Origin of the sequence: Bacillus cereus group sp. Bc061, assembly GCF_027715825.1 — a bacterium.
GTDB classification, from domain to species: Bacteria; Bacillota; Bacilli; order Bacillales; family Bacillaceae_G; genus Bacillus_A; species Bacillus_A paranthracis.
Map to the genome: position 1 here is coordinate 73,679 of NZ_JAQFTZ010000009.1, position 24,951 is coordinate 98,629.

Consider the following 24,951-nt stretch of genomic DNA (forward strand, 5'->3'; position numbering starts at 1 on the left):
TATGCTTGATAAGATAATAGGATGGGTTGGCGGCTTAATTGTTTCTATGGTCAAGACCTTTCTTTCTCCAATCTATAAATTAATTGATTCTATCCCCGATTTAATTTTTGGTGGTGATAGTGCAAAATTAAATTTTTTATTTAAAGACGACACAGCTGGGAGTGTATTAAATACGGGATTACCAGTCATGTTTAAATTTGCAGCATTTTTAGTCTTAGTCAGTGCTGTAATTGCTGGTGCAAAGTATTCAGCTGCTGCCATTAATCCAACAAATCGAACATATATCATTGAATATGCGAAGGATTTAATGATCGTTTCTATTTGTATATGGCATTTAGATTTCTTCTATAACATTATATTTGATATGAATACTTGGGTAGCATCGGAGTTTAAAAGAGCAATAGGAGAACAATCGCTAGATGTTTTTAAACCAGGTCAGACAATTACCGAATTGTCTATGGATAAAAATAAGGATGATTATTTATTTCAAATTTTTGCGATGTTGATTGAAGTAGGATTATCACTTTGGGCCAACTTCTTCTATTTAATGCGAGCGGTATCTCTTTATATTTTGATGTTAATGGGACCGGTTATGGTTGGTATGTGGCTATTTCCGCAAAAGAAACAACAAACTCTATATTGGATGCGTGAATTTGTTGGTACAGTACTCATACAAGGTATCCATGCGATTACTATATGGTTGATTTTTGTACTAGTAGGCAAATCAGATAATACCATTATTAAATTAATCTTATTTGCTATGTTTATTCCTATAGGTGAAATTGTAAAAGGATTCATTGGTTTAAGTACAAATACGGTGGGAGCAGTAAATAGAGCAGGTACAATGCTTGGAATGGGTGCCTTAGCAAGTATGGCGGGCATCATTAAAGGAATACGTGATGACCATCGTAGTAATAAAGAGAAGACAAAAGCTAGAAAAGAAGGCGAGGAAGATAAAAAAGAAGATGCTGATAATCCTAAAAATGCGTTAGGAGCCAATTTAGGAACAGATATAGGTACAACATCTCGTGCAGCTCGTATGTTAAAAGCAGGTCAAATTGGAAGCATGGTTGGAAAAGCAACGGGTGGACTCGCAGGATTAGCAATGGGCGCAGGACTTGGACCAGAAGGAATGGCAGTAGGAACATTTGCTGGAAGTAAAGCAGGTGGTGTTCCTGGTGCAGTATCTGGAAGAACATTGGCAGCTGGAGTTGAAGGAGTTACTAGTGCTGGGAAGCATATTGGTTCCAGTGTGAAGAAAGGTCTAGATACGTATAAAGGGTTAAATGGAGAACAATATCCAGAGTTAACAGATGAAGATATTGCACAAGACTTAGCTACGAAAGATTTTGAAAATTGGAAAGCGGATAATCCTGATTCTGCAGTTGCGAGTCGTTTAAAACAAGCATTCCCTGGTGCATCCGATGCAGAGATTGCAAAAAAAGTAGCAAAAACAAATAGTGATCAAATGTCTCATTTCAAAAATCAGCGAAAACAAGATTTACAAAACATGAAGAAAAATGCTACACCATATGGAAACGCTAGAGATTTAGTTAACGCTGCAACTAACGCATTCCAAAAAGGATATGAGGCAGACCATAAAGATGCGTTTATGAGTCAATTACCAGAAAACATGTCAGCGGAAGAGAAAGAGAAAAAATGGAATGACCATTTAAACTCAAAAGTTCAAGGATTTAGAAATCATGCAGAACAAGCGGCAACAAAGGCTGGAGCAATGCCAGTTGATGCGAAAGATAAGCAAGGCAACAACCTGTTTGATAAGTCCTATGTAAATAAAGATGCCTTTGCTTCTCAACTTGCACTTGGAAAAGTTGGGAAAGCAGTTGAAGGAGTAAAAGGAGAAACACTAGAGAGTGGCCATCAAAATATGGGACAAGTAGACTCACTTGTGGGTGCGTCCACTGCTGCATTTAAAAAGGCATATACAGCAGATCATAAGGCAGGATTCATGAAGCAATTCCCTGCAGATGTACCACAACAAGAAAAAGAGGCTGCATGGAACAAACACTTGAGTCAAAAAGTGCAAGGATTTAAAAATCATGCGCAGAAAGCTGCCGAACAAGCAGGGATTGTGCAACAAAAAGATGGGACTAGCTATGCCAATAAGGAAGCTTTTGCTTCTCAGCTATCGCAACAATTGCAAAACAATCCAAATATAAATGCAATGGGTGTATCTAGTGTATCTGGCATTCAAAAAGCGGTAAATGGTGTAAAAACACATAGTTTAGCAAATGGATATGGAAATCAGAAACAAAAAGGTGTAAGTAATGTCGGGAATTTAGTACAAGCATCTACAGATTCATTTAAACAAGGATATGCAGCAGAGAACAAAGCAAACTTTATGAAAAACTTGTCTCCAACTATGTCTCAAACGCAAAAAGTAGAAGCTTGGCAATCTCATTTAAATGATAAAGGTAATGAATTTAAAGCAGTCGCTCAGCAAGCGGCGGTACAAGCGGGTGCGATGCCAATACAGGCAAAAGATACGAGTGGTAAGAGTCTACATAATCAATCGTATATTAATAAAGGTGCTTTTGCTTCACAATTGACGAAAGGTTTACAAAGTCATGCTAGTCTTGGAACTGTGAGTCAACAAGTTGGTTCTGGAATTACTAGTGCGATTCAAGGTGTTCGTTCACACGGTGTTGCGACAGGTGGTGCAATCAATAAAGCTGTGTTTGCAGCTACGCAAACGCAAGCAAGTATGGCGCGTGCGGGAAATCTGTCTGTTTCTGAAATTGAGCGCTCGTATGCAGATGCATCAGCTAGTGTAGCAAATATTTCGCAAAGTGCTGGGAAAATGACGATTCCAACTTCAGCTGTGGGACGTATGACACAGCAAAGTAAGATGGTTGGTGTAAGTATGATGGAAGGTGCCAAACATCTCGTGCATACAAAAGGTATGGAAAATGTATCACAAGCATACTTTAATGCGTCTAGTGCTGTTCAGCAGGCTGGTGGAAATGCAGTACAAAGAGTGATGAGTGGAACTGCAGCTGCCGTTCATACTTCGTTAGGAGGTAACGCAGCAGAACGCCATTACAATGTGACAAAAGGATTAAGCTATGCAGCAGGTGTAATTGGTGGTGTAGGTGCTTATCAAGCAACTGCACGTACGGTAAGCAAACATAATCCTTATAACAAAGCTGTCCAAGCAGAGGCAACAGAAATTCAAGAGATTCTGAAAATGGTACCAACAACAACGGATGCTACTGGAAGACAATCAGTTGCTCAAGGTGCAGTACGTCTTGTTACGACAAATAATAAATCATGGATTGAAGCGAAAGATTCCAGTGGAATGACACAAGTTGTATCTCGTTATGGTAGTGGAGATAGTAGTATTCGTTCGGGACAAGTGGTATATCAAGATTTAAATATTTCAGACGGTCAATTAACACAGCATCGTAATGGTATGAAAGCTATGCCAGCGTATATTCAAGATTCTAGTGGCGGGAAAATTAGTATCAATCGTTCTATCAATATTAATCCAAATCAATTAGTAGGAAATCAAAATCAAAGACCTTTACAACAGAAACCAGTATTTACTGAACCGCCACTTACAGTAAGTCATAAGGTAGACAATGGTCACTTCTATATGTCTGATTTAGACCAAGGGGGATACCAGAATGTGCAAATGGTGGTAGAAAGAGATCGTAGTTATATGGTCGCTACCACAACAGATGGTACAGTGTCACGTATTTCTCCGTTCGGAAAAGGAGATACGCGATTACAAGCAAATCAAAGGATTGAAAGGGTTTGTGAAGTGCAAGATAGCAGTATTAAACCTAGAGAAGAAATCCTAGTAACTCATACACAGGAAGAAGTTGTACGCACAGAGACACATTTGAATTTATCAGAACATGATCCACAAAACCTGATTCCATTTGCGCCAAACCCTCGCCTAGCACAGCGAAGAAGCAGAAATAATGAAAATGGAAAGTATGGAGTGACAAGTCTATGAGTCAAAATCCTAACGATCCAAATAATCAGAAGAAAAGTAACCCTTTAAAAGATGCAACATCTCACTTTATTAAGAAAAAGGGGATGCAGGCAAGCGGGAAAATGGCAAAAATGGCAGGGAAAGCAGGAAGAGCGGCAGCGAAAGCTGCTGCCAAACTGCTAAGAGCTGGTATAGTGAAAATTGTAGGAGCTATCGTGGGAGCAGTAGGATTGCCTGTTGCTCTCATTATGGCTCTTATTATTACTGTATGTGTGATTCTAGCATCTTTTGTACCATTTACCGATGATGAAAGTAAAACAGAGGAACAAGTGAAAAAGTATATAGAAATTGCAATGGCTCTAAACGTGGATTGGAAAGAGGTTGTCGCTTTTGACATGGCGCGGTATGATAACGATTTGACTGGTAAAGATCCGCATGATGCTATATCATATTTCTTGGATATCCAATATGAAGAATATACGGAAAAAGAGGTATGTGAGGCAGGACCGAATGGTCCTTGTGAAAAAAAGAAAAAGGAGATGCAAAAAACCAAATCTGAAAGTTATTCCGGACCAGATGTAAAAAAGATATTGGGAGATACAGATTTTAAGAAAAAAATAGATGAAATTAATGCAAGCGGAAGTAAAAAGGTAACAGTATCTTCTCACGGTTTAGATAAAGCGATGGAACTTGCAAAATTTAGTGAGAGTCAAAAAGACCGTGCTCGTGAGATATTAGCCGCAGGGATGTTAGAAGGGCTATATGGACATCTTGCTCCTACTACTGGTGGATTTATTGGTGGTATGTGTGTAGGTAATGTGAGTCCTGGTGGAGAGCCTGTTAACCTTAATGCAAAAGTTACAGGATACCTTCCTAAAATTAAAGAAATGGCAGAAAAACATGGTGTTGCTCAATATGTTGGTATTTTGGCTGCCCAAATGATGCAGGAATCAGGTGGAGCAGGAAATGACCCGATGCAGGCTTCAGAGGGGCATTATGGAGACATGAGTCCATCTTGTATAGGTGTAAAGGGGAATGCACGTGTAGGATGTATTAAAGATCCCAACATTTCTATTGAAGCAGGCGTACAAGAATTTAAAGATGTGTTAGCAAAGGCGAATGGAGATATAGCCCTAGCCTTACAATCGTATAATTTCGGGTCAGGATTCATAAGCTATGCATTAGCGAAGGGTGGTTATTCAGAAGAAACAGCCATTGAGTTCTCAAGAAGTAAGAATCATTTAAACCCAGCTGGTTGCTCCGATCCAAATAACTTCAGGACAAAGGTTAATGCGTGCTACGGGGATTACACGTACGTTTCTAAAGTTTTGAAGTATTACAAAGATTTAGGGTGTGTGGCAGACGCATCAGGCGAATGGATTTCTGATAAAGGTTGGAAATGGCCAACGAAATCAGGTCGTATTACAGATACATTTGATGCAGTTCGTAAGGGAATACAACATAATGCTGTAGATATTGGGGCCACGACCACTGGAAAAGCTGGAGACCCAGTATGGTCGATGGAAGTAGGTATTGTAACAGCCCAAACAGGAAATGTAAATGGTGGTGGTCTAGGTGTTTATGTAGACCATGGAAATGGTATTGTATCTCGTTACTTACACTTAAATAAAATATTAGTTGCACCAGGAACCATGGTAACAAAAGGACAAATAATCGGGGAGATGGGCGGTTCTAATTATAGTAAAAAAACTGGTTTACTTAATATGAATGGATATGCTGTCCATTTAGATTTCCAAATTCGTATTAACGACCAACCAACGGATCCAATGAAATTCTTTAAGAAAAATGATGATCCAGGTCTATCATCTGGTGGTGCTCCTACAATGACAAATGCTAAACGACAAAAGGTATTGGAAGAAGCAAAAAAATGGGTTGGACAAGGGAAAGTGAGCTATGTATCCGGTGCTAGAAATCCAGCTGCAGGTACTGCAGATTGTTCTGGATTCACACAATATGTGTTTAAAACTAGTATAGGTGTCCAGCTAGGAGATTGGACAGGTGCTCAAATTGGACAAGGAAAACAGGTGCCAGATATCGGTCGTGCACAACCAGGAGATTTAATTTTCTATGAAAATCCTAACCATGTATCTATTTATTTAGGGAATCAGAAAATGATTCATATTGGTGATAATAAGGGTGTACAAATTACAGGTCTAAACTATACGGCAAGAGGACAACATATGTCGCAAATCCGTAATGTAATAGACTGATAAGGAATGAGAGTAGATGAAGAGAATAATCAACATTTTATCCAATATGCCTCGTAAGTACTTGGTCATATTAGGGATTATCGTACTAGTGGCAGGTGTTGCCACCTATAATACCATTCATGATTATATGTTGAAATCACAATCGCAAGAGGAAGAACAAGTAAATCAAGATGAAATCGAGATATTAGGAGATAAACCAAAGGGATTTGATACAAAAGAAGAAGAATATATTGCGAAAACAAAAACAGTTGAGGATTTACTAAGAAAAATTTCTAATGGTAGTTATGATGTACCGTATTTATTTACAAAGGCTGGATTTGGTATTGAGCCAATGAAAATGACAAGTAATGAACGTATGCTTGCCGCAGAAGCTGTGCAAAGATATTTCCTAAATGGGGATAAGTTTTACAATGCGCGTATTACCAAAATTGACCGTGGGAAAAAAGTAGATACATTTCATATAGAGGTTTTAATACAACAGGTAAACTTCTTGGAAACACGACAATTTAAAATTCAGGTAAATCAGTATGCGCAAATTGTAACACCAATTGAACAAATTCCACAAGGACAAGAAGAAGTACCTGTGGATTAACTGAAAGATAAGGGTTGTGAATAAAAATCACAACCCTTATTAAAAAATATAAAGAGTACCTAAAAATATTTATTGAATATTCATAATTTTCTGATATAATAAAGTTATGGTTAAATAAAATTTGTATATATTAGTGAAATGAAATAGATACGGAGGTAAAAAGAATGCGATTACTATTGGGAACAGCAGCAAACTATTTTGCAGGATATTCTTCTGGAAGAGGTTCGGGACTTTTAGGGACATTATTTGGATGGGCTTTATTAGTAGGTAGTGGATACCTGTTGATCGCAAATTGGGATAGTATCACAGTTTGGATGCACAGTTTAGATATTGTAACAGGATTAGATGGTTATGAAGACATGAGCAATGGATTTATATTCATCTGCTTGCTTGTAAGTGGTTTTATTTTCATGCTATTGTTACCAATCTTCGCAATTATATTAATAGTGGGTGTGGTATTGCTGAATATTGTCATCTGCACAATTGTATTATTAGTATCACCAAGTACATATAAAAAAACTAAAGATGTGGAGAGTGAATGGAAATGAGTACAATTCTAGTTTTAGGTGGTTCAAATGGTAGAACATTAGAGAAATTGGCGAAAAAAAGAGATTGTCAGGTAATTTTTCATGATGGGAAAAATCATGGTGGTGTAAAGAAAACGTTTCGTAGTGTTATAAAAAAATGTGATGTTATTGTAGTGCAGAAAGGTGCATGTGGCCATGTGTCTATTGATGTAGCAAAAGAATACGCAAAGAAGTATGATGTCCCACTTTTATTTAATCAGGGTTTTGGAGGAACAGGTGCGTTAGAGATTGGGTTAAAGCATTTGCAAGCAGCATAAATTAGGTAGTAGGGAATTTATTTTGATTATATAATCATATAATCCTTATATAAAAATTATAAAGTTAATATTGGAGGCTCTTTAGTTATGAAAATGAGTAATAAAAAATTTATGAAAATCGCTGCAAACCTTGGAATTTCAACAGTTTTATTAACGGGATGTGTAGGAGATCTCGAAGAAGATAATTCACTAGCAATTGACCAAGACACAACTGATAAAGAGGAAACGCAAAAACAATGTACTTCTAATCAAATAAATGATAATGAGTGTTTTGAAGAGATGCCAACTACAGGACCTGTTAAGCACGAAGACAAACAGAATAATCCGAGTGTAGAGCATGATAATGGTTGGAGTTCCGCTTTAGTTCCGTTTGCTGCAGGGGCAGCTGGTATGATGTTGATTAATTCATTAAATAAGAAAAATCCAGGACAAATTAATAATAATACCAACCATACATATAGACCACCAATGACACAAAGACCTTTACCAGAAGTTCCAAAAGAAAAAGAGAAGGAAAAAGGGAGAGGGACAAGTACAAATACAAGTGCTGCTACAAGTAGTGGAGGTGCAAATAATTCTGCTTCTACAAATAAAAGTGAATCAAAAGATAAAGTTAATTTAAATAAAAGTGACACGAATAAAAGTAACGCATCTACACCGAAAACAACTAATCCAACTCAACCATCAAAACCATCTTCAACAAGCAAGGTTACTAGTGGTTCTAATGGTATCGGAAATGCAAAAGCTCCAGCTGGATCTTAATTTATAGGAGGAGAAAAAATGTTAGACAATCAACAGCAACAAGATTATATGAAAAAATGGTTTGCTTTATCTGAGCAAGCTTGTACACGTGGTTTTACTTGGCCAAGCTTATTAGAGAATGATGAATGGTGTCAGTATATGTCTACTGGTATCAAAAGAATCAAAAAAGAGGAATATACTAATATTATAGAAGCAACTGAATTAGTAAAAACCATTTTTCAAAAGGTTTATAAATATTTACTAGAAAGTCACGAGGGTTTTTTACAATTAAAATTACCTACCGAATTATGGGAAGTGACTAGAACAAATTATGATGTTTTATTTTCATATTTCACTAGGTTTGATTTCATTGTTGCAAACAATGAAATCAAACTAATTGAAATTAATGCAGATACACCCACCGGCTATTTGGAGCCATCTGTAGCTAATCAAGTTTTATGTGATCATCATCAAGTTATAAATCCAAACTGCATAGAAGAGAAGCTAGAAACAACGTGGCATAAAATCATTTCTGATTATGAATTGAATCCTCATGATGTTATACATTTCACTAGTTATGATTGGCATGAAGAAGATTATCAAACGGTAAAATTTATTCAACAATATTGTCCGCAGCCAAGTGATTATGTGGGGATACAAAGTATTATCGTTACAGACGATGGGTTATATACACCAGATGGCGTTAAAATAGAATATTTGTATCGATTATATCCATTAGAGTACTTATTAGAAGATAAGGACTATAGCGGAAAATCAATTGGCCTTATGTTTTTAGACCATATTGCACAGGGGAGAGTGAAAATTATTAATCCCCCTTCAGCATTCTTAATTCAAAATAAAGGTGTACTAGCTCTTATTTGGCAACTTCACGAGCAAAATAAATGGTTTACAGAACAAGAACATAAAATTATTGAAAAGTACTTCTTACCAACTTATTTCTCAAAGGACAAATTTGAAGAAAATGATATAGATTATGTGAAAAAGGCCACATTTGGACGGGAAGGCGGTGGTGTTTCCATCATTAATGAGGGGGAAGAAGTAGCCGCAGATAAAACGCCTTATTATGAGCAACAACATAAAATCTATCAAAAGTATATAGAAATGCCAGACTGTACTATAGATACCTGGGATGGAGATTATACAGGTAAATTATTAATAGGTTCACATTTAATTGGTGGAGAACCTGCAGGTTTATTTTTAAGAGTGGGTGAGAAGATAACAGGAAATTTATCAATGTTTATTGGGATTACCATTGAATAAAGGTAAGTTAGAGTAATAAATTTATAGAAGTATTTTAGAAAGAATAAGATGGGGCGCTGTATGCAATGAAAGTCGCACGTACATTGCTAAGCGGGGGAAAAGATGGAGACAACCTCAAAGTCTTACCTATCGCAATGGATGTGAAAAGAGGTGCTGGATGTGGAATTAGGATTTTGTAATTTCAGAGGATGCTGGAAGAATGCAACGACAGAAGGGCACATTTACGGGCATTCAAAAACTGAGATTAAAGATGGTTTTATTCCTGTAGTTGCTTGTGATGAACATGCAAAAGAAAAAGATTTTTATCGTTATATTGAGAAAAAAGAAAACGCAACAAAATAGTTATTGTACTAGATTTTTAATTTTGTATATGAGTATATAAAGGTGGTCGATTCTGATGGATATAATCAAATTTTGGGGACTCTTTGCTATTGTGGCTATTCCAGTTTCTGTATTGTTATTGGTAGTTTTGGAATTCGTTTCAAAAGATTTCGATAAAAGAGTGAAAAAATAGTTGGATTTGAATTTTGAACAAAAAGGGGATTGAAGATGGACAAGAAAAAACGGATTGAAATTGTGAATGAACTAATTAAATACATTGCAAATAATGATAAAAATACATTCAATGGTAAAGGGTTACTTCACTATAAAGATAGAACAGCCCATTTTGTACTCAATGGTAAATCGTTACGGTTTGTTGATCACTATACAAATGTTTCTATGAATATGACAAGAGTTGATTATAAAACGAAAATACAAAAAAAGTACTTTTCAAGCGGTGGCACAATGTGGGCATTAGTAAAAGATTTTACACACTTCATTTATGGAAATGACAATTCGAACGGATTAAACGGTTATGGAGGATTGTACTGTACGCATTGGGGATGGACAGAAGAAGCGATGAAAAACATGCGTGAGTACGCAAGGGAGATTGGATATTTAAAATCCTTTTAGAGCGATATTTTAAAAGAAAAGGGGAACAAAAATGAAACCTTCATTTGAAATGATAAAGGATGAAAATGGCGGAGTAGCAATGATTTATACAACGAGTGGAGGGAAGAGATCTTCCACTTACTTCCCTGGTCCGCCGGAAGATATAGATCATGTTTGCTTGGATTACATGAAAGGTCGGTTTGGAAACGTTAGAACTGGGAAACAAGTTGATTTTATAAAGCGGAAATATAAAGAAGGCTATCGAACGATATTCGGTGTAATAGATGAATTAAAAGAAGGTGACAAGGTAGTAATGCATACATGTGGAGAAGCGGAACACTATGACGGTAAAGTTTGGACATGCCGGACGGATCAATTCAAAGCGAGTAGTGGCTCGCAAGTGGTGTTTTTAGAAGAATTTAGTGGATACTTCTTAGTTGAATATTTGCAACGTGTGAATTTATAAAAAAACTAAATAAAGCTGGAGATTAAGCTTAAAGTTATGGATATTATAGTGGCAAAAATATTGGTAATGGGAGGGTGATTATGATTGATTCCGTATCAGAAGAAACGTTAATAGCTATTGATAATTTTACGACTTTTCTATATATAGCAGTAGTTATATATTGTTTCTCTCGGTTATCTCACCGTAAACAATAATAAAATAGTTTCGCATTATTAAGAAGTGAAAGGATTTGATGTTATGGAAATGGAAAAGTTCAATGCAAAAGCATTCTTTATATTTATGGGCATAATTTTATTACTCTGTATCGGTGCTAGATTTGCTCAGGAATTTAGTGCGGAACAAGAAAAGAATCATGAGATAAGGATGGAACTAACTAGGAGTAACGTGAAAGTTGCAAAGGATATGGTCGCGAAAGAATTAAATACAGATAATAAAAATTTTCGAATGACTGCTGTACCAGGAGATCTGCTGAATCGAAATTACTGGATAACTAAAGAGTTAGTATCAGAAATAAAAAAAGATGGGGAAGAATATCGAATCTACTTTGAAACAAAAAGAGTCAGCAATAGTGAAGGGGATTTTGTTATGTATAAACCTACAGGTATAAATAAAATTCTTAAAGAAGAGTAGATAATACTATTTCGATTTAAAATTCGAATAATATAAAATTTGGAGGTAAATGAAAGGTGAATATAGTAAAATGAATCATAGTAATTTACATAAATCAGGTTATGTTATACTCATCTACTTTGTAATGACTCAACTTGTTGGGATTATAGGAGTACAATTGCTAGCTAAGACAGGTTGGTATGATATTAAGGGAAATCAACAGAAAGCAATTCAGCAACTACTTGTTCATTGGGAACTAATAGGGTTTTCACTCATATTAATATTCATTTATCTTATATATAAGAAAGAAGCGATGAATGATTCGAAGTTATCGATTAAATTATCAAGAGTATCATTCGGTTGGATTTTAATGGGAATAGTTGCAGTATTCTTTGCACAGACAATTGGTAGTATTTTGGATAAGAGTATATTTCACTTAACTACACAATCAGTAAATACATCAAGTAATATTGAATCTGTAGCAATTTCTCCTCTTGCTCTTTTATCAATTGTAATTCTTGCTCCGCTAGTTGAGGAGCTTGTATTTCGTTACGCGGCCATAAATATATTAAGCCGTAAATTTAATAAAATTATGTGTATATTAGTTAGTGCATTGTTTTTCTCTATCATGCATTTTGATTTTCCTTTTGTATTTGGATATTTTCTAATTGGACTTGTACTTGCGGCAATATATGTACGTACTAATAGGTTACTAGTATCATTTGTCGTTCATGCTACTATGAACTTAATAATTGTTATACTTCAGATTTTTCAATAGAAAATTTGTAGGTAAGGAGAGAGTAACTTGGCTAAAAAAAAGGCAATATTTTTAGACCGTGATGGGGTCATTAATCAAGTACTTACAGATCGTGTTAGATTTGTAAATAAACCAGAAGATATTTACCTGCTACCTGGTGCAGCTGACGCAATTGCTATATTTAATAGACAGGGTTATATGGTCCTAGTTACGTCGAATCAAGGAGGTGTCGGATTGGGTTATATGACTCAAGAAGAGCTCTTAGAAATACATAAACATATGCAAGAAAAATTAATTAATGAAAACGCCGGTGCTCATATACAAGAATTTGCTGCCTGTATCCATCGGCCAAAAGATGGGTGTTCTTGTAGAAAACCAGAGGCTGGTATGCTGCTGCAGTTAGCTCAAAAGTACGATATTGATTTAGCAAGCAGCTATATGATTGGTGACCAAGAAACCGATATATGTGCAGGGAAGAAGGCTGGAACAAGAACAATTCGAATTGCTGATTCTTTGGAGGAAACAAAAGCAAATTTAAAATTTCCTTCTTTGCTTAATGTAGCGCTTGGAAACATTTTTTAATATTTTTTATGAAGATAAAGTTTTAACAAGTGGTGATTAGTAACAATAAAGATATTTAATTCTACTGGCCAAAAAATAAAGTACAGCATTAAAATAAGAATTTTAGTTATAAAAATAGGCATAAGGAGGTATTTTTCAATGAGTGAATTTCAATAGGAAAAAGAGAAGGATATATTTATGGTTATATATTTCTTTCGGGAAATAAAGAGTTGGTTTTAGATGAGGGTTCAGATGAGTATCCAATAGAATCCGCAGAATTACTAATCAATGGAGAATTTGTTTTCATGGAAAATTTAACGTTAGATTTATTGAGAGCAAAAAAATTATATGGTTCTAAAGCAAGGATTAAGGAAAGCTTTATTTCATAGTTCGTAAAGTACTATATTATTTTTAAACATTTTTTTGCATGAAGTTAGCTCTCATTTTTATTGTGGGAGCTTTTTCTATTAGGGGTTCTGCTGGGACAAACATCCTTTAAAAAATAAAAAGCATCCACTATGCGGACACTTCGTGTTATTATGGTTAAGCTATACTAATTCAAATTGCTATGTGGGTGAAACAAATGGAAAATAAACAACCTGAACAACACTACGATCTAGGTAAAATATACACATACACAGAGCTCCCAGATAAGATTTAAATAGACTAAACTAATAAGAGGATAGTATGTTCAATATAAGAGCATGCTATCCTCTTTCTTGTATATCGAAGCATAGTCGAAGAGTCCTAATTGTTCAGCAAACGGGCCATTTTCCGCAATAAAAAAATGAGTATTTATGTTATGATGTGTTCGTATCGGGGGATTTATATGTATGATATTTTAATGATGTCTTTATTTATTGTGTTGACGATTAAGGAGATGAGTGATGAGGATTTTTCAATATCAAGGACAAGAAGAGGATCATTATACAAATATCTTAATGAATATTTTAGCAAGGAATGATTGTAGTTTAGTCGATGATTTCTTAAAAAGTCTTATACCAGAACCTGCACAAAAATTTACCTTTAAACAATTAAAGATAAATACTCGTGTGAAATACTGTCCTCAAGAGGAAAAAGAATACGAGTATATCATAGGTATTGCTCCGTACAAAAAAGCTATCGATAACCGAAATAAATATGAAGATAACTCAGGTTCTATCCCAGATGCATGGATATGTGGTAATAATTTTAATCTCTTATTTGAATTTAAGATTAGAGGTGTACTTGATGAAGCCCAAATAGCAGCGCACCAAAAACTATTAGGAGAGAATGTCAAAATAATTAGATTAACATGGACTGATGTTATATCTGCACTAAAAAAAATTCACACACCCAAAGACTCTATAAGCTACTACTTACTAAATGAATTTCTCTACGTTACAGATAACTTTAAATCGAAACGACGGTCATCGGGTATGCCTAGTCAGATTATAAGTAATATCAATAAAGAAGACGAATGCCATTTCATCATAACCGGTAGTAAAAAATTGAAAGTTTATACGGTTGAAATCATGATGAACGGAAAGAAAGAAATCCTACATAGCAACTTAAAGGGGATACAGGAGGCTAGAAGCTGGGTTGCTAATTATGTACATACTCAACATAAACAATTACCTATACTTTTTGAAGGCATGAATACAGAAATATCGGATTATTGCGTTGTACCAGGTAGAGCAGAAAAAAATAATCAGTGGAACCAATGGCGATTAGGAGGGTTTATTAACATTTAGGTCTGAGTCCATATTCTAGTTATTCCATTAAAGGGCGCGATTGTTGAACAAGAATTACAAGGGTGATACATATTACACATGACTAATATGTATCACCCTTTATTTTTTATGACTTCTTGCGTTTTAGGTATTGATAATAAAATTAGCGGTCGTTGTGATAACTGTGACAATACCGCGTTTAAGAGTTCCGTGAAAGATTTCATCTTCCTAAGAGAATGTCGTCAATGTGGTATGAAGAAAATTATTTAGCCCTGTTAGGGCTTTTTTTATTGGCTATTATCTTCAAATGTTGGTTTGAAATAAAGTTTAATCAAAAAAACTCCACAAACCCATATTATATGGTAAATAAGAAGACTCCATTTTGAAAAAAGATTAATCAAAATGGAGTCTTTTGTTAGAAATCCGAATCTAGTTTTTATAAAAAAGATTAATCAAAACTCATAGACATATCTATTACAACAATTTACTTATACCTAACCTATTCTTCAAACCAAAACAGAACTTCAATAGGTGCTTTCAAAACCTTCGCAATATCATAAGTGAGTTTGAATGAAGGATTATATTTTCCATTTTCGAGATTGCCAATTGTTTCCCTTCGGACACCAACCTCATTGGCTAGATCTTCTTGAGACATACTTAGCTTTACCCTATATTCTTTCATTCGAGTTTTAAGTGGCATCTTGCATCCCTTTCTTTTCTCTACGTTCAAATATTTCTAAATTAATTACAAAAGTTCCTAATGGTATTACAATTGCAAGTACAACGCATAATCTGATTACATGTACATTTGCAAAAATAACGATACTTAAGATTAGTAAAACACCCATTACTAATGCCACGAAAAATGACTTTGTGGCAGCAATGCGAACATGTAGGATAAAAAGTTCATCTGGTATAACTTTTGCATATAAAAAGAAGGGGAAGAAAGCGAAAAAGTAATATGTAAATGATGTTTCACCTAAAAATGAATGAGGACCTAAAAGTCCTAGAAATCCTAGAAATCCAATAAACCCCAAGTAAGCCAGTTTGTTTTTCATGTGAATTCTCCTTTGTGATGTATTTCGCACTAATTGTTATAAATATATCACATCAACTTGGAAATAAAAAGGATTGAAAACGGTACGACTTTTTTATAAGCAGTTAATCTTTTTTCAAAACGGTTAAACTTTATTGCAAACCTACATCAAAAATGCCTTTTACTAAATAATATTATTATCTAATACATAAGTATTAAAGGTTTATTAAAATACATATTTTAATAAAGAAAAGACACCTAAGGTGCCTTCCTCTGACTTGAACCACTTTAATTTTAATAACATCATTTTACAATCACAAATATATCTTTACTCTTTCATATGATATTTTATCATTTTTTTTCAGTTAATTGCATAAAACTGGTGAAAGATAGGTTATTTTTTGTAAATTCCTTTTCTCCATACCCATTCAATAGGACCATAGCGGAAATATTTACTCCAAATTTTGCTGAATATAATTTGTACAAAGATAATTAAAATCCCGAAGATGCATAGTTGCCAGTAATATACCTGTGAGACATCTTTAAAGTACATCGAAAGAATGACAAGAGTTAGTATACTTTGGCTAATGTAATTCGTTAAAGCATACTTGCCTACGTTCATAAAGGGTTGCAGCCGCTCTATATATTTTTTATTCTCACAAACCCTAAGTAAAGTACAAACATAGAATATAGCTAGTGTTTTCCCTCCAAATAGAATCCATAGTTTAATATCCTGAGAGTAATAGACATCCGTTTTTATAAAATAGTAGATAATAGGACAAGAGAGAAGACATGAAATGCATAACGAACTCCACTGGATAAATCTAATTTCCTTTATTAATTCCGGTACCCTTTTAAAAATATCTTTCTTACCAGCCCATAAACCAATTAAGAACAAGCCTATATATTCCGGAATTCCTATTAGTAATTGTTGAAATTCCTCAATCATTAAAAAGAACAGACGAGCTTTTACTTGTTGTAAATAATGTGTAAATAGATTTACAGTGTGATTAATAGTGTTGCCTGTAAACATATATTGATAGTAACTAGGTACGATAGAAATAGAAGAACTTGCTTGTGTAAATAAAATAGCATGTAGTGTATAGCTAACAAATAGAGAGATGCAGCCAACTATAAAGATAAGCTTTGTAGATCGCTTATAAAAGAACAATAGGATAAAACCAGCTAAGGCATATGCGTGTAGAATATCTCCATACCATAGAAAGATAAAGTGGAGTAAACCAAAGAGTAGTAAGATACACAATCTACGATTAAACAGCTTATACATAGAATAACCTTTTGCTTCAGCATTTTTTATAAAGATATAAAACCCTACTCCAAATAAGAACGCAAAAATAGTATAGAATTTTGCCTGTATAAACAAATCTATTAAAAAACGAATCACTTTATCTGTACCGGAGTAACCCGCTTGATTAAAGGGATCTAGTCCCGTCATAGTAGGTAGATTAGCAAATAGGATACATAGTATGGCAATCCCCCTTAGTATGTCTAAAGAATAAATACGGGCGTTTTGTTGCATGTAAATTCCCCTTTCTTACAAAGAAAAACGAGCACTATATTAACTAGCGCTCGAATTACGTCTCGCAAAGAATCCGTCATATGTAGCAGCTGATACTGCCCCTTCTAGGCGTTCAATTTCTTCGCCTCTGTTATAAGCTACAACAACTGGAGTACCAGGAATGTCGAACTCTTGAAAGGCACTTTGATTTTCTGGCGTAGAGATATCAATACGATAGATGGTTCTATCATGCTTTTTTGACATACTATTGATATCTGGTGCTGCCTTTTTACAATAATGACAAGTTGGTTGATAGTAATACGCAATAAACTCTTCATGGGATTGTATTTTTTGCTTTAATTCTTCTTTTGAAATATCTTTAATATTTTCGGGGGATCCTTTTGTTTCTGCAGCTGATACAATTGTTTTGTTTGGTGTTACAGTCTCTGGGTTAACAGATTCATTTTTAGTTAAAGTAAAGATAGCGATACAAGCAACACATAATGTAGTAACAATTGCTCCGATTTTGTAGATTTTTTTCATAGTAAATTCCTCCTTAAAATAAAAAAAAAGGACAAACCTCGCCCGAGTTAACTGGGCGTAAGGTTTGTCCTTCACGCTACGTACAATAGAGTATAAACAATGGAAACAAATTTTCTATTTATATAATAACATAACATTTGTATAGAATGCTATAAGAATTTTAAAAAGGAAAACAAGGATATATCTTAGCTTTTTATAATTTCACGTACCGAATGATATATTAAAACAACCTTACTTACAATAAGGGGATTCTTTGAGTTGTCTACAACTATTAGATATAATGTACCTCTTCGTAAAACATAAAACTATCCAACGATCTACGTCTCAAAAACCTAAATGATATAATAAAACTAATAATCATTTTAGATTACACAACTAAGGAAAAAAGGGATTTGCAGTGTGCTACACATTCAAGAATTGATTCTTACGTAGGGAGTGCTTATATGAAAAGTTTGAAGCATGTAATATTGCTAGTATTATGTTTCTTATGTCTAAGTGGTTGTAATCAAGAAAATGGAGCTGAGGTACAAGAATATATAAAAGAAAAACACGGTATTGATATAGTTGTAACAGATTGGAGCCCGATAAATGAAAATAATGGTGGTAATACCTACCATACTGTGCAAGAAAAAAATAACAAATATCTAAAATTCCGAGTAAAAGTACAAGGTCTCCTCTATTCAAATCCAGTAGGTGATGAATACCAATACGGAAAAAAAACATTTGAGGAATATAAGAAGTTCAAACCAGGTCTAGAAGAAATAAAAAAATTAGGCTACGTGGAATCTGAAACGGAAAATCCGCTTCAATATATATTAGATAATAAAGATCCAGATGAAGGAAAACCAACTAATGAATTATTATTAACTTTGCAAATGAGTAATGAGATTGACTTTAGCCAATTGAATTCAGTAGAATTAGATCGTTTATATGCTCTATTTCAAATCATTCAGAAGAATAATAAAAAGATAACAGAACTTGAAATTAAGGATCATACTGGCCAATCTTTAGGTGAACCTTTTAAAAATGTGCAAGAAAGGATAACAAAAGAAGAACTGTTACAAAAGATGAAATCTACGATGTCAGATGCCATAAATAAATATTGGGAAAACTGGATTAGAACACACACCAAAGTGGAAGAAAGATTACATGAAATGCAAAACGAGCGATTTGCAATTAAAAGTATTACTTATTCAAGTTCAGATGAAGAGGATAGTCGAAAATATTTAGTGACTTTAGTTATTAATACCACCAATAATATATTTGAAAACAATCCCCTTTTAATAGAGGATTTAATCAAAGTAACCACAATCCTTAAAGAAGAACTATATAATAAAAACTTTAACATCTATTTAACCAATAAGACAGGAACAATAAATGAAAATTGGTTATCGTCAAAAGAAATCAAAGAAGCAAATAACATCGAAGATCTTGTAAAAGAAAGAGATCCTGCGAATTAAATTTAAAGTCCTTTTCATTGCTACCGATAATGAGACGTTTTGTTAACCTCAAATGAATACTCTATTTATGCGAATTTGTACTAAGTTGTCTTTGCTGATGGTACAATTAGGATAACGGAGGAATATTATGGGGTATCTTAATCAACTTTATGTAATACTGTATTTTATAATCGGCATTGCAGTATTCTCATTCTTCAATTCTGATTCACCAAAAACTAAGAATAAAAATCTAACATTCATAATGGTCAGTTTAGGGTTAAATTTATGCACAATTCCAGTGGCTTTATTTATAGGTGTGATGGCAACAGACTCTCCATATAGTACTGAACTTGATTTTTGGGGAGGGTTTCTCTTTATTCAGGGAATACCGATCCTCATACTACTTGCGGCTTTGATATGGTGGTTTATACGCAAGGGCAAAGAAAAAATCGACATATAGAATTTTAAAATGACTTTAGCTAACGGGAATTATGTAAATAAGTTGTTCATGTGGACAGCTTATTGTTTTTTTGTTTTGCTTACAAAATTCGCGTTTTGTTGGCGTTATTCCAATATAAGTTGTAGTCAATATATTCATCTTTAAACGTAAAAAAGACACTAAAGAAAGTGTCTTTTTTACGTTGACATACTATGAAAGAAAATGTAGTGATTAATCATAATTTGTTGGATGCTTCTTGGTTAATTCTAGTATAACATTAAAATAGGTATTTATACATACAAATTTACATATATAAAATCTTCTATAAAATTATTTAACTCCTATTCCTTCTTAAGACTATTTAAAATATAGTCTGTCAGTTCACTACTATTAAGCCCTTTTTGCTCTTTTAATTCGTTCATTTCACTAATGAAAGCATTAGTAGAATTAGACTGAAAGAGTAGTAACAGTGAAACTGCCTGGTCTAATAGTCTTGTTTTAGGTATATTTGTATCCTCTTTAAGTTTTTCTAACCTTTCATTCAAATCATTGGCTAATGTCGTAGATAATTGTTTTCTATTCACTACTTTATAATGTTTCTTTTTAGTCATATTGAACACCCTTTAACTTTTTCATAGTTATATAATAGCATTATTATTGAATTTCTATCAATTTAATTAAACAACAATAAACTTCATGAAGTTTATTGTTGTTTAATCTACATATTAATTATATAATCAATATATAAAGTTTTATTTATTATGAACTATAATTAAACGAAAAGGGTGTTAACACGATGGGACTTTTAACTCTTATCATATCAATCTTTATCTTTTCTATAGTTACCCTAGTAATGAATATTGTTCTTTGGTTCAAAACTAAGCAGCTTTATGCTCCAGACATAATCAGATTAACTGGAGCAATTATATGTTTAATTAGTTTGGGGATTTTGCTTATGTTTAAAGATAAATTTGAACCTGCTTATAATAACTTGACTGCAACAATTGGACAGTACACAGGAGCCTCATTGAATATAATAATTTTATGCTTATTAGGCTTTTCCTTGCTGATAGCTATTTATAATGCAATTAGACTATAAACATAAAATAACTAATTTAGGAGTGGTTAAATGAATAACTTTAATGATTTGATTGATTTATTTTGGTCTTGTTTATGGATAGTGGGTTGTGTATCTACATTACTAATTACTTTGATATTAATGAAACGAATGATTTCTGGAAAACCAACATATAGAGGGTATTCTAGTAATAATAAGAAAGCGATAGATGTTGCTTTGTTTTCATCTATTACAAGCAATAATGATAATGGAAAAGATTAAAGAAATTAATTCTATTTAAAATTCTTGTTTTTTCTACTTACAGTTTTCCAGATGTTGAATCAAATTATGTCGTTGTTTTGAGCGAATAAAATAATTATGGGAGGGTAACGTATTATGCAAACACTAGCAATTTCAATCGTTATAATTGCTGGCGTAATGTTACTATTCGGTATAAATAACGATTTGAGTTCTATTCGCGAAAATCCTTTACCTACAGTATTTATAATAGTGACGGTAGCTATTCTTTCCAGATCGTTATATTACTCTGGTAAAGAAGCAGATCAGAATCTTGCACAAGTTGCCTTAAATTTAAGGGACCTTGAGCAAAAACAAATAAATGATAAAAACAAACTATTAGAAACAGAGCTGGGAACGGCTAGCGATAAATTATTAGTCGAAGATTATGAGGATTATACGAAGGTAACCAGTGAAAAAGGGGTATTTAGAGTTATCTTTACACGTGATATGGATGATAATATGATCATCAAAAAGATTACCCCAATTCTAACTAATTAATATAGGAGAGTCCTCCTGTTATTTACTTTGAAAACAATCAATTTATTAAATATATTCAGATGAAAGGACAGATTGCAATGAGCATAAAACAACCAATGATATTAGCAATTTTATTTTGTGGATTAATTTTAGGGAGCGTTATTGGAGGCAGTATGCCCTTAAACAAATTCACTGTACCATTACTTTTTATAAGCCCTCTTTTACTAGCCGTATCTTTTAAATTTAGACATTCAGGCGAATACAATTGGAAAGGAAAAATTGTATTTATTTGTTTTTTAGTAGGTGTTCTATTATTGGCTTATGGCGTAATTTACTTTTTTCATGAATTTGCGAATAGCTTTTTCGCTAAATATGCAACAATTTCTAATCAAAACTAACAGTATAAAAGGTGGCATCTATAAAGATTTAATTTTAGATAAGAGTTATGCAAAAAAACTGTTTTGGAAAGGGTTTGAGATAAATTGACGGCTTTACCACACGTACTGTTTATATCAATTATTCTATTAATATTTTCGTTTTTAATACTCAGCGCTGCTTCTGGTACTTCTCCTGGTCTTTCAAACGTTGCGAAAAAAATCATAGTATTTGTAATGGTAGTAAGTTTTATAGGAGTAGTGGTAGGCGGGTATTTCAAAATAAATGAACAAAATCAAGCAGTTAAACAAAAAAATGAAAGGATAGCCTACAACGAAAAGAAACAAGAGGAACTGCTAATAGAGAAATTAAAATTACCCATTGAAGATATTTTGATAGAACCAGTGTCAAAAACGGAATATTACAAGATAACAACGAATACAGGGATTTACAAATTAGCTTACGCATATGATTCAAATGATAGGGTTATAGGTTTTAAGGAATTTAAGCAAATCACATCTACAATAAACTAAGAAAGTAATTCTGATCAGGCTAATCACAATTAATATTATGGATACAGAGTGAAAATGTAATGTTTATACTCAACGCTTGAAAAAAGCTTAGTTAACTAATTAAAAGGAGCTTTTACATGTTAGAGACTCTTGAAATGAGAAAAAAGCAACACGAAATAAATATAAAAAAATATAAAAAAATACAAAAGTACTACAATCCATTTTTGTGGACAATATCAATTATCTATTTTCTCTATTTCATGATCATTGATAATTCTCTTTCAGTACATCTATTACTCTCTTTCGTTATCGGCTTGATTTTTTGGAGTATAGGTCTAGCTATTAATTTAAAACTCGTGCATGAGTTAAAAGGAAAGGGGAAAATCTTAAATATAGAAACAATAAACGAAATGAAAAAAAACAAATATATGAGTCCAGGTAGAAAAGAACGTTATATCACAGATTATAACGCGACGAAAGATGAATTAGAAAAGATAATGATTTATGCTAACTTTATGTTAGAAGCTAAAGAGAGAGAAAACGAAATAAAAGATGATAATAGTAATTTAGATATGTAATTGTAGCGAGAGGAGCATAAAATTATGTCGATAGAACAGTATATTAACCTTCGTAAAACAGGAAAAGAATTTGAGGAGATTAAAAAACAATCTCTATTAAGTGAAGCTACACTTTTAACATTAGAACTAGGCTATAAATGTCATGAAAAAAATATTTCATTAGATAAAGCAATTAATCTTATCGATAAAATTGTAGTATTAAATGCAAATGATACAAAAAACACATCATTTAGTCCGTCTGTCCATATGTGATTGATAGATCGGAGGGGAGAGAGCAAATGCCTAAAGAAGAAATGAAGATGAGTATAGATGAAATAAAAAATGCCGTATTGAATCCAGATTTAATCAAATATTTGCATGGTGTTAACATATCTAATCAATGGGGAGCAATAGATGGTAGACAATTATTATTAGATGTATATAGATTATGTGAGAAACATGAAGATTTATTAAAGGAATTGAACGATTTAAAAAACAAATAAAAGGGTGGTATAGCATGAAATCAACAGGTGTTACACGTAAAATAGATGAATTAGGACGTATTGTTTTACCAAAAGAGTTAAGAAGAACATTAGGAATCGCAGAAAGAGATCCTATAGAAATATTTGTAGAAGGTGAAAAGATAATACTACAAAAATACAAGTCATATGATGCCTGTACAATAACTGGTGATATTTCAGAAAAAAATATGTCATTAGCTAATGGACAAATTGTTCTTAGTCCTGAAGGGGCAGAACTTTTAATTAAAGAAATTCAGCAACACTTAGTAAAGTAAGATTATTCTATACAGTAATAAACCATATTAAAAATATTTCACGATACAATTTAAGAGAGAGGAACACTATGGAAATGAAAAAATTAACTTTTCTTAAATTAGCCTTACTAGTTCTATATTTAATGGTTGGACTGAACATATTATTAAAAGCTGACGTTGAAACTCTTATGCAAATAGCTGAAGAACAAGCTGTCATACTCCAAAGAATAATCCTGATATTTGTCTTTATTGGAACTCTATTAACATCTCTTTACTATATCACTCTACAAAAAGAACAAGCAGATGAGAGAAAAAAAGCTAAATCGTTATTTGCTATGTATATAGTCGTTACAATTATGGCACTGTTTTCTAGTGACATAGCTAATTACATTAAAGATTTTATTTAACCTAATGATATCTATACATATATATATATAGAAAAAGACATCCGTGTGATGTCTTTTTCTTTGACTTGAACCACCAATACTTTACTAACACTACTTTTACAATAAATACATATATCAGCAATCTTTCATATCCTTTTCAGTTTATCACATTAATTCTTATTTTGTTATATACGAATTTAAATATAATGATAAAAAACTACAATTCACTCTGAAAAACGAACGTATTTTCATAATAATGATCCAAACGTGAGTATAGCATTTTATTCTATTTTACATCTATTATATTAGCGAATTGCAATTTCATCTTGTTATAAAAAGCATCTGTACATACAACAGCGCTATTTGACGGGTCAATATCAACAACGGTCATATAAGTAGAGAGCAAATAACCGTCCTCATAATATGTAATCATTATTTCCTCTTCTGATACTAATGAACATAAGAGCATATTTTCAATTCGTTCTTTTTCTTCAGGTGTTAAAATCGGACGAGTTACTTTGTTTTTTTCCTTAATCATTTCACGTATCCCATCAAATTGAGATGTTAATGCGGCAAACGGAGTCCATTTTGCCATTTTATCAAGACTTTTTTTCGATTATTGTAGCGATATTAATGCCTCTATCGTTGTATACATATCTTCATACATAATTCTCTTTATAATAGATTTCTATATTTTAAAGTTTGTTAAGCAATTATTACATTTTGATAAACCTGGAAAATTAAGACACCTATGTAAGCTGTTTTTAATACACTGGGATTTTATATGCCAACTTAAGTACCTTTACAGTGGTGTTTAAATACAATGGTATGAGTAGTTACCATTGTAT

31 protein-coding genes and 2 pseudogenes are annotated in these 24,951 nt (G+C 33.2%); 27 read left to right on the forward strand and 6 right to left on the reverse strand.

Going from position 1 to position 24,951, the window contains the following annotated elements; translation table 11 throughout:
- The first annotated feature begins 1 nt into the window (after nucleotide 1).
- The 16 genes and pseudogenes from PDQ40_RS22430 to PDQ40_RS22505 form a co-directional block, all read left to right on the forward strand.
- Entirely contained in the window at nucleotides 2-3,982 is a 3,981-nt protein-coding gene (locus PDQ40_RS22430) for a type IV secretion system protein (RefSeq protein ID WP_242227926.1), read from the forward strand.
- Entirely contained in the window at nucleotides 3,979-6,192 is a 2,214-nt protein-coding gene (locus PDQ40_RS22435) for a lysozyme family protein (protein WP_242227925.1), read from the forward strand. The genes PDQ40_RS22430 and PDQ40_RS22435 overlap by 4 nt, the downstream gene beginning before the upstream one ends.
- 16 nt (nucleotides 6,193-6,208) lie before the next feature.
- Nucleotides 6,209-6,784 (forward strand): hypothetical protein, encoded by a 576-nt coding sequence (locus PDQ40_RS22440; protein WP_242227924.1) that lies wholly within the window; start codon nucleotides 6,209-6,211, stop codon nucleotides 6,782-6,784.
- 164 nt (nucleotides 6,785-6,948) lie between these two features.
- A complete protein-coding gene (locus tag PDQ40_RS22445) occupies nucleotides 6,949-7,332 on the forward strand; it encodes a hypothetical protein (RefSeq protein ID WP_242227923.1) in 384 nt (127 codons plus the stop codon).
- Nucleotides 7,323-7,628 (forward strand): DUF2325 domain-containing protein, encoded by a 306-nt coding sequence (locus PDQ40_RS22450; RefSeq protein WP_000426064.1) that lies wholly within the window; start codon nucleotides 7,323-7,325, stop codon nucleotides 7,626-7,628. The genes PDQ40_RS22445 and PDQ40_RS22450 overlap by 10 nt, the downstream gene beginning before the upstream one ends.
- An 87-nt stretch (nucleotides 7,629-7,715) precedes the next feature.
- Complete coding sequence (locus PDQ40_RS22455; protein ID WP_149885404.1) at nucleotides 7,716-8,390, forward strand: hypothetical protein; 675 nt, start codon at nucleotides 7,716-7,718, stop codon at nucleotides 8,388-8,390.
- Nucleotides 8,391-8,408: 18 nt separating this feature from the next.
- Nucleotides 8,409-9,650 (forward strand): glutathionylspermidine synthase family protein, encoded by a 1,242-nt coding sequence (locus PDQ40_RS22460; protein ID WP_242227922.1) that lies wholly within the window; start codon nucleotides 8,409-8,411, stop codon nucleotides 9,648-9,650.
- Nucleotides 9,651-9,809: 159 nt separating this feature from the next.
- On the forward strand, nucleotides 9,810-9,992 hold the full coding sequence (locus PDQ40_RS22465; RefSeq protein WP_000418777.1) for a hypothetical protein: 183 nt from the start codon (nucleotides 9,810-9,812) through the stop codon (nucleotides 9,990-9,992).
- A gap of 207 nt (nucleotides 9,993-10,199) precedes the next feature.
- Nucleotides 10,200-10,604 (forward strand): hypothetical protein, encoded by a 405-nt coding sequence (locus PDQ40_RS22470; protein ID WP_000358491.1) that lies wholly within the window; start codon nucleotides 10,200-10,202, stop codon nucleotides 10,602-10,604.
- A gap of 31 nt (nucleotides 10,605-10,635) precedes the next feature.
- On the forward strand, nucleotides 10,636-11,049 hold the full coding sequence (locus tag PDQ40_RS22475; protein ID WP_000804598.1) for a hypothetical protein: 414 nt from the start codon (nucleotides 10,636-10,638) through the stop codon (nucleotides 11,047-11,049).
- A 237-nt stretch (nucleotides 11,050-11,286) separates the two neighbouring features.
- The gene (locus PDQ40_RS22480; RefSeq protein WP_242227921.1) at nucleotides 11,287-11,679 is read left to right on the forward strand and encodes a hypothetical protein; all 393 of its coding nucleotides are present in this window, start codon (nucleotides 11,287-11,289) and stop codon (nucleotides 11,677-11,679) included.
- Nucleotides 11,680-11,728: 49 nt separating this feature from the next.
- Nucleotides 11,729-12,436 carry a CPBP family intramembrane glutamic endopeptidase gene (locus PDQ40_RS22485; protein ID WP_242227920.1) on the forward strand — a complete coding sequence of 236 codons (708 nt, stop codon included), beginning with the start codon at nucleotides 11,729-11,731 and terminating at the stop codon, nucleotides 12,434-12,436.
- A 27-nt stretch (nucleotides 12,437-12,463) separates the two neighbouring features.
- Nucleotides 12,464-12,997 (forward strand): D-glycero-alpha-D-manno-heptose-1,7-bisphosphate 7-phosphatase, encoded by a 534-nt coding sequence (locus tag PDQ40_RS22490; RefSeq protein WP_242227919.1) that lies wholly within the window; start codon nucleotides 12,464-12,466, stop codon nucleotides 12,995-12,997.
- A gap of 138 nt (nucleotides 12,998-13,135) precedes the next feature.
- Nucleotides 13,136-13,365 (forward strand): annotated as a pseudogene (locus PDQ40_RS22495) (hypothetical protein).
- A gap of 498 nt (nucleotides 13,366-13,863) precedes the next feature.
- Nucleotides 13,864-14,709 (forward strand): hypothetical protein, encoded by an 846-nt coding sequence (locus PDQ40_RS22500; RefSeq protein WP_242227918.1) that lies wholly within the window; start codon nucleotides 13,864-13,866, stop codon nucleotides 14,707-14,709.
- Nucleotides 14,710-14,856: 147 nt separating this feature from the next.
- Nucleotides 14,857-14,958 (forward strand): annotated as a pseudogene (locus PDQ40_RS22505) (hypothetical protein); the annotation flags it as partial.
- Between the two features lie 229 nt (nucleotides 14,959-15,187).
- Here the strand turns inward: PDQ40_RS22505 and PDQ40_RS22510 are convergent.
- The 4 genes from PDQ40_RS22510 to PDQ40_RS22525 all read right to left on the reverse strand — a co-directional run bounded on the left by PDQ40_RS22510 (nucleotide 15,188) and on the right by PDQ40_RS22525 (nucleotide 17,786).
- Nucleotides 15,188-15,388, reverse strand: a complete 201-nt coding sequence (locus tag PDQ40_RS22510) for a helix-turn-helix transcriptional regulator (RefSeq protein WP_001128818.1) — start codon at nucleotides 15,386-15,388, stop codon at nucleotides 15,188-15,190.
- On the reverse strand, nucleotides 15,378-15,746 hold the full coding sequence (locus tag PDQ40_RS22515; RefSeq protein WP_242227917.1) for a DUF3796 domain-containing protein: 369 nt from the start codon (nucleotides 15,744-15,746) through the stop codon (nucleotides 15,378-15,380). Before PDQ40_RS22515 ends, PDQ40_RS22510 begins: the two co-directional genes overlap by 11 nt.
- Nucleotides 15,747-16,118: 372 nt before the next feature.
- The gene (locus tag PDQ40_RS22520) at nucleotides 16,119-17,264 is read right to left on the reverse strand and encodes a DUF418 domain-containing protein (protein ID WP_242227916.1); all 1,146 of its coding nucleotides are present in this window, start codon (nucleotides 17,262-17,264) and stop codon (nucleotides 16,119-16,121) included.
- Nucleotides 17,265-17,303: 39 nt separating this feature from the next.
- Nucleotides 17,304-17,786 carry a thioredoxin family protein gene (locus PDQ40_RS22525; RefSeq protein ID WP_098985285.1) on the reverse strand — a complete coding sequence of 161 codons (483 nt, stop codon included), beginning with the start codon at nucleotides 17,784-17,786 and terminating at the stop codon, nucleotides 17,304-17,306.
- 443 nt (nucleotides 17,787-18,229) lie between these two features.
- On the opposite strand from PDQ40_RS22525, the gene PDQ40_RS22530 reads away from it, so the two are divergent.
- Entirely contained in the window at nucleotides 18,230-19,246 is a 1,017-nt protein-coding gene (locus tag PDQ40_RS22530; RefSeq protein WP_242227915.1) for a hypothetical protein, read from the forward strand.
- A gap of 127 nt (nucleotides 19,247-19,373) precedes the next feature.
- Nucleotides 19,374-19,685: a hypothetical protein gene (locus tag PDQ40_RS22535; RefSeq protein ID WP_098236873.1), complete on the forward strand. Its 312-nt coding sequence runs from the start codon at nucleotides 19,374-19,376 to the stop codon at nucleotides 19,683-19,685.
- Nucleotides 19,686-20,005: 320 nt separating this feature from the next.
- Here PDQ40_RS22535 and PDQ40_RS22540 read toward each other — a convergent pair whose 3' ends face one another.
- The gene (locus PDQ40_RS22540; RefSeq protein ID WP_000162599.1) at nucleotides 20,006-20,275 is read right to left on the reverse strand and encodes a ribbon-helix-helix domain-containing protein; all 270 of its coding nucleotides are present in this window, start codon (nucleotides 20,273-20,275) and stop codon (nucleotides 20,006-20,008) included.
- A gap of 185 nt (nucleotides 20,276-20,460) precedes the next feature.
- Between PDQ40_RS22540 and PDQ40_RS22545 the strand changes: the two genes are divergently transcribed.
- From PDQ40_RS22545 to PDQ40_RS22585, 9 genes are all read left to right on the forward strand, one after another.
- Entirely contained in the window at nucleotides 20,461-20,763 is a 303-nt protein-coding gene (locus tag PDQ40_RS22545; protein ID WP_242227914.1) for a hypothetical protein, read from the forward strand.
- 354 nt (nucleotides 20,764-21,117) lie between these two features.
- A complete protein-coding gene (locus PDQ40_RS22550) occupies nucleotides 21,118-21,519 on the forward strand; it encodes a hypothetical protein (protein WP_242227912.1) in 402 nt (133 codons plus the stop codon).
- Nucleotides 21,520-21,596: 77 nt separating this feature from the next.
- Complete coding sequence (locus tag PDQ40_RS22555; RefSeq protein ID WP_242227911.1) at nucleotides 21,597-21,896, forward strand: hypothetical protein; 300 nt, start codon at nucleotides 21,597-21,599, stop codon at nucleotides 21,894-21,896.
- Nucleotides 21,897-21,980: 84 nt separating this feature from the next.
- Nucleotides 21,981-22,406, forward strand: coding sequence for a hypothetical protein (locus tag PDQ40_RS22560; protein ID WP_242227910.1), 426 nt, complete (start codon nucleotides 21,981-21,983; stop codon nucleotides 22,404-22,406).
- A gap of 116 nt (nucleotides 22,407-22,522) precedes the next feature.
- Nucleotides 22,523-22,963 carry a hypothetical protein gene (locus tag PDQ40_RS22565; RefSeq protein ID WP_242227909.1) on the forward strand — a complete coding sequence of 147 codons (441 nt, stop codon included), beginning with the start codon at nucleotides 22,523-22,525 and terminating at the stop codon, nucleotides 22,961-22,963.
- A gap of 24 nt (nucleotides 22,964-22,987) precedes the next feature.
- Nucleotides 22,988-23,215 carry a hypothetical protein gene (locus PDQ40_RS22570; RefSeq protein ID WP_242227908.1) on the forward strand — a complete coding sequence of 76 codons (228 nt, stop codon included), beginning with the start codon at nucleotides 22,988-22,990 and terminating at the stop codon, nucleotides 23,213-23,215.
- Between the two features lie 26 nt (nucleotides 23,216-23,241).
- Nucleotides 23,242-23,445, forward strand: coding sequence for a hypothetical protein (locus PDQ40_RS22575; protein ID WP_242227907.1), 204 nt, complete (start codon nucleotides 23,242-23,244; stop codon nucleotides 23,443-23,445).
- 14 nt (nucleotides 23,446-23,459) lie between these two features.
- Complete coding sequence (locus tag PDQ40_RS22580; RefSeq protein WP_242227906.1) at nucleotides 23,460-23,738, forward strand: AbrB/MazE/SpoVT family DNA-binding domain-containing protein; 279 nt, start codon at nucleotides 23,460-23,462, stop codon at nucleotides 23,736-23,738.
- A 74-nt stretch (nucleotides 23,739-23,812) separates the two neighbouring features.
- The gene (locus tag PDQ40_RS22585; protein ID WP_313949393.1) at nucleotides 23,813-24,124 is read left to right on the forward strand and encodes a hypothetical protein; all 312 of its coding nucleotides are present in this window, start codon (nucleotides 23,813-23,815) and stop codon (nucleotides 24,122-24,124) included.
- A gap of 265 nt (nucleotides 24,125-24,389) precedes the next feature.
- Here the strand turns inward: PDQ40_RS22585 and PDQ40_RS22590 are convergent, their stop codons facing one another.
- Entirely contained in the window at nucleotides 24,390-24,698 is a 309-nt protein-coding gene (locus PDQ40_RS22590; RefSeq protein ID WP_270691638.1) for a YolD-like family protein, read from the reverse strand.
- Nucleotides 24,699-24,951: the final 253 nt, after the last annotated feature.

What these genes read in the sequence shown, in the direction of transcription:
- PDQ40_RS22540 (WP_000162599.1), bottom strand. Translation starts at nt 20,275, where the DNA reads ATGACTAAAAAGAAACATTATAAAGTAGTGAATAGAAAACAATTATCT.
- PDQ40_RS22565 (WP_242227909.1), top strand. Translation starts at nt 22,523, where the DNA reads ATGTTAGAGACTCTTGAAATGAGAAAAAAGCAACACGAAATAAATATA.
- PDQ40_RS22460 (WP_242227922.1), top strand. Translation starts at nt 8,409, where the DNA reads ATGTTAGACAATCAACAGCAACAAGATTATATGAAAAAATGGTTTGCT.
- PDQ40_RS22530 (WP_242227915.1), top strand. Translation starts at nt 18,230, where the DNA reads ATGAAAAGTTTGAAGCATGTAATATTGCTAGTATTATGTTTCTTATGT.
- PDQ40_RS22575 (WP_242227907.1), top strand. Translation starts at nt 23,242, where the DNA reads ATGCCTAAAGAAGAAATGAAGATGAGTATAGATGAAATAAAAAATGCC.
- PDQ40_RS22470 (WP_000358491.1), top strand. Translation starts at nt 10,200, where the DNA reads ATGGACAAGAAAAAACGGATTGAAATTGTGAATGAACTAATTAAATAC.
- PDQ40_RS22570 (WP_242227908.1), top strand. Translation starts at nt 22,988, where the DNA reads ATGTCGATAGAACAGTATATTAACCTTCGTAAAACAGGAAAAGAATTT.
- PDQ40_RS22550 (WP_242227912.1), top strand. Translation starts at nt 21,118, where the DNA reads ATGCAAACACTAGCAATTTCAATCGTTATAATTGCTGGCGTAATGTTA.
- PDQ40_RS22480 (WP_242227921.1), top strand. Translation starts at nt 11,287, where the DNA reads ATGGAAATGGAAAAGTTCAATGCAAAAGCATTCTTTATATTTATGGGC.
- PDQ40_RS22555 (WP_242227911.1), top strand. Translation starts at nt 21,597, where the DNA reads ATGAGCATAAAACAACCAATGATATTAGCAATTTTATTTTGTGGATTA.
- PDQ40_RS22445 (WP_242227923.1), top strand. Translation starts at nt 6,949, where the DNA reads ATGCGATTACTATTGGGAACAGCAGCAAACTATTTTGCAGGATATTCT.
- PDQ40_RS22580 (WP_242227906.1), top strand. Translation starts at nt 23,460, where the DNA reads ATGAAATCAACAGGTGTTACACGTAAAATAGATGAATTAGGACGTATT.
- PDQ40_RS22455 (WP_149885404.1), top strand. Translation starts at nt 7,716, where the DNA reads ATGAAAATGAGTAATAAAAAATTTATGAAAATCGCTGCAAACCTTGGA.
- PDQ40_RS22475 (WP_000804598.1), top strand. Translation starts at nt 10,636, where the DNA reads ATGAAACCTTCATTTGAAATGATAAAGGATGAAAATGGCGGAGTAGCA.
- PDQ40_RS22500 (WP_242227918.1), top strand. Translation starts at nt 13,864, where the DNA reads ATGAGGATTTTTCAATATCAAGGACAAGAAGAGGATCATTATACAAAT.
- PDQ40_RS22430 (WP_242227926.1), top strand. Translation starts at nt 2, where the DNA reads ATGCTTGATAAGATAATAGGATGGGTTGGCGGCTTAATTGTTTCTATG.
- PDQ40_RS22515 (WP_242227917.1), bottom strand. Translation starts at nt 15,746, where the DNA reads ATGAAAAACAAACTGGCTTACTTGGGGTTTATTGGATTTCTAGGATTT.
- PDQ40_RS22440 (WP_242227924.1), top strand. Translation starts at nt 6,209, where the DNA reads ATGAAGAGAATAATCAACATTTTATCCAATATGCCTCGTAAGTACTTG.
- PDQ40_RS22520 (WP_242227916.1), bottom strand. Translation starts at nt 17,264, where the DNA reads ATGCAACAAAACGCCCGTATTTATTCTTTAGACATACTAAGGGGGATT.
- PDQ40_RS22485 (WP_242227920.1), top strand. Translation starts at nt 11,729, where the DNA reads ATGAAAGGTGAATATAGTAAAATGAATCATAGTAATTTACATAAATCA.
- PDQ40_RS22545 (WP_242227914.1), top strand. Translation starts at nt 20,461, where the DNA reads ATGGGACTTTTAACTCTTATCATATCAATCTTTATCTTTTCTATAGTT.
- PDQ40_RS22590 (WP_270691638.1), bottom strand. Translation starts at nt 24,698, where the DNA reads ATGGCAAAATGGACTCCGTTTGCCGCATTAACATCTCAATTTGATGGG.
- PDQ40_RS22535 (WP_098236873.1), top strand. Translation starts at nt 19,374, where the DNA reads ATGGGGTATCTTAATCAACTTTATGTAATACTGTATTTTATAATCGGC.
- PDQ40_RS22510 (WP_001128818.1), bottom strand. Translation starts at nt 15,388, where the DNA reads ATGCCACTTAAAACTCGAATGAAAGAATATAGGGTAAAGCTAAGTATG.
- PDQ40_RS22450 (WP_000426064.1), top strand. Translation starts at nt 7,323, where the DNA reads ATGGAAATGAGTACAATTCTAGTTTTAGGTGGTTCAAATGGTAGAACA.
- PDQ40_RS22525 (WP_098985285.1), bottom strand. Translation starts at nt 17,786, where the DNA reads ATGAAAAAAATCTACAAAATCGGAGCAATTGTTACTACATTATGTGTT.
- PDQ40_RS22435 (WP_242227925.1), top strand. Translation starts at nt 3,979, where the DNA reads ATGAGTCAAAATCCTAACGATCCAAATAATCAGAAGAAAAGTAACCCT.
- PDQ40_RS22585 (WP_313949393.1), top strand. Translation starts at nt 23,813, where the DNA reads ATGAAAAAATTAACTTTTCTTAAATTAGCCTTACTAGTTCTATATTTA.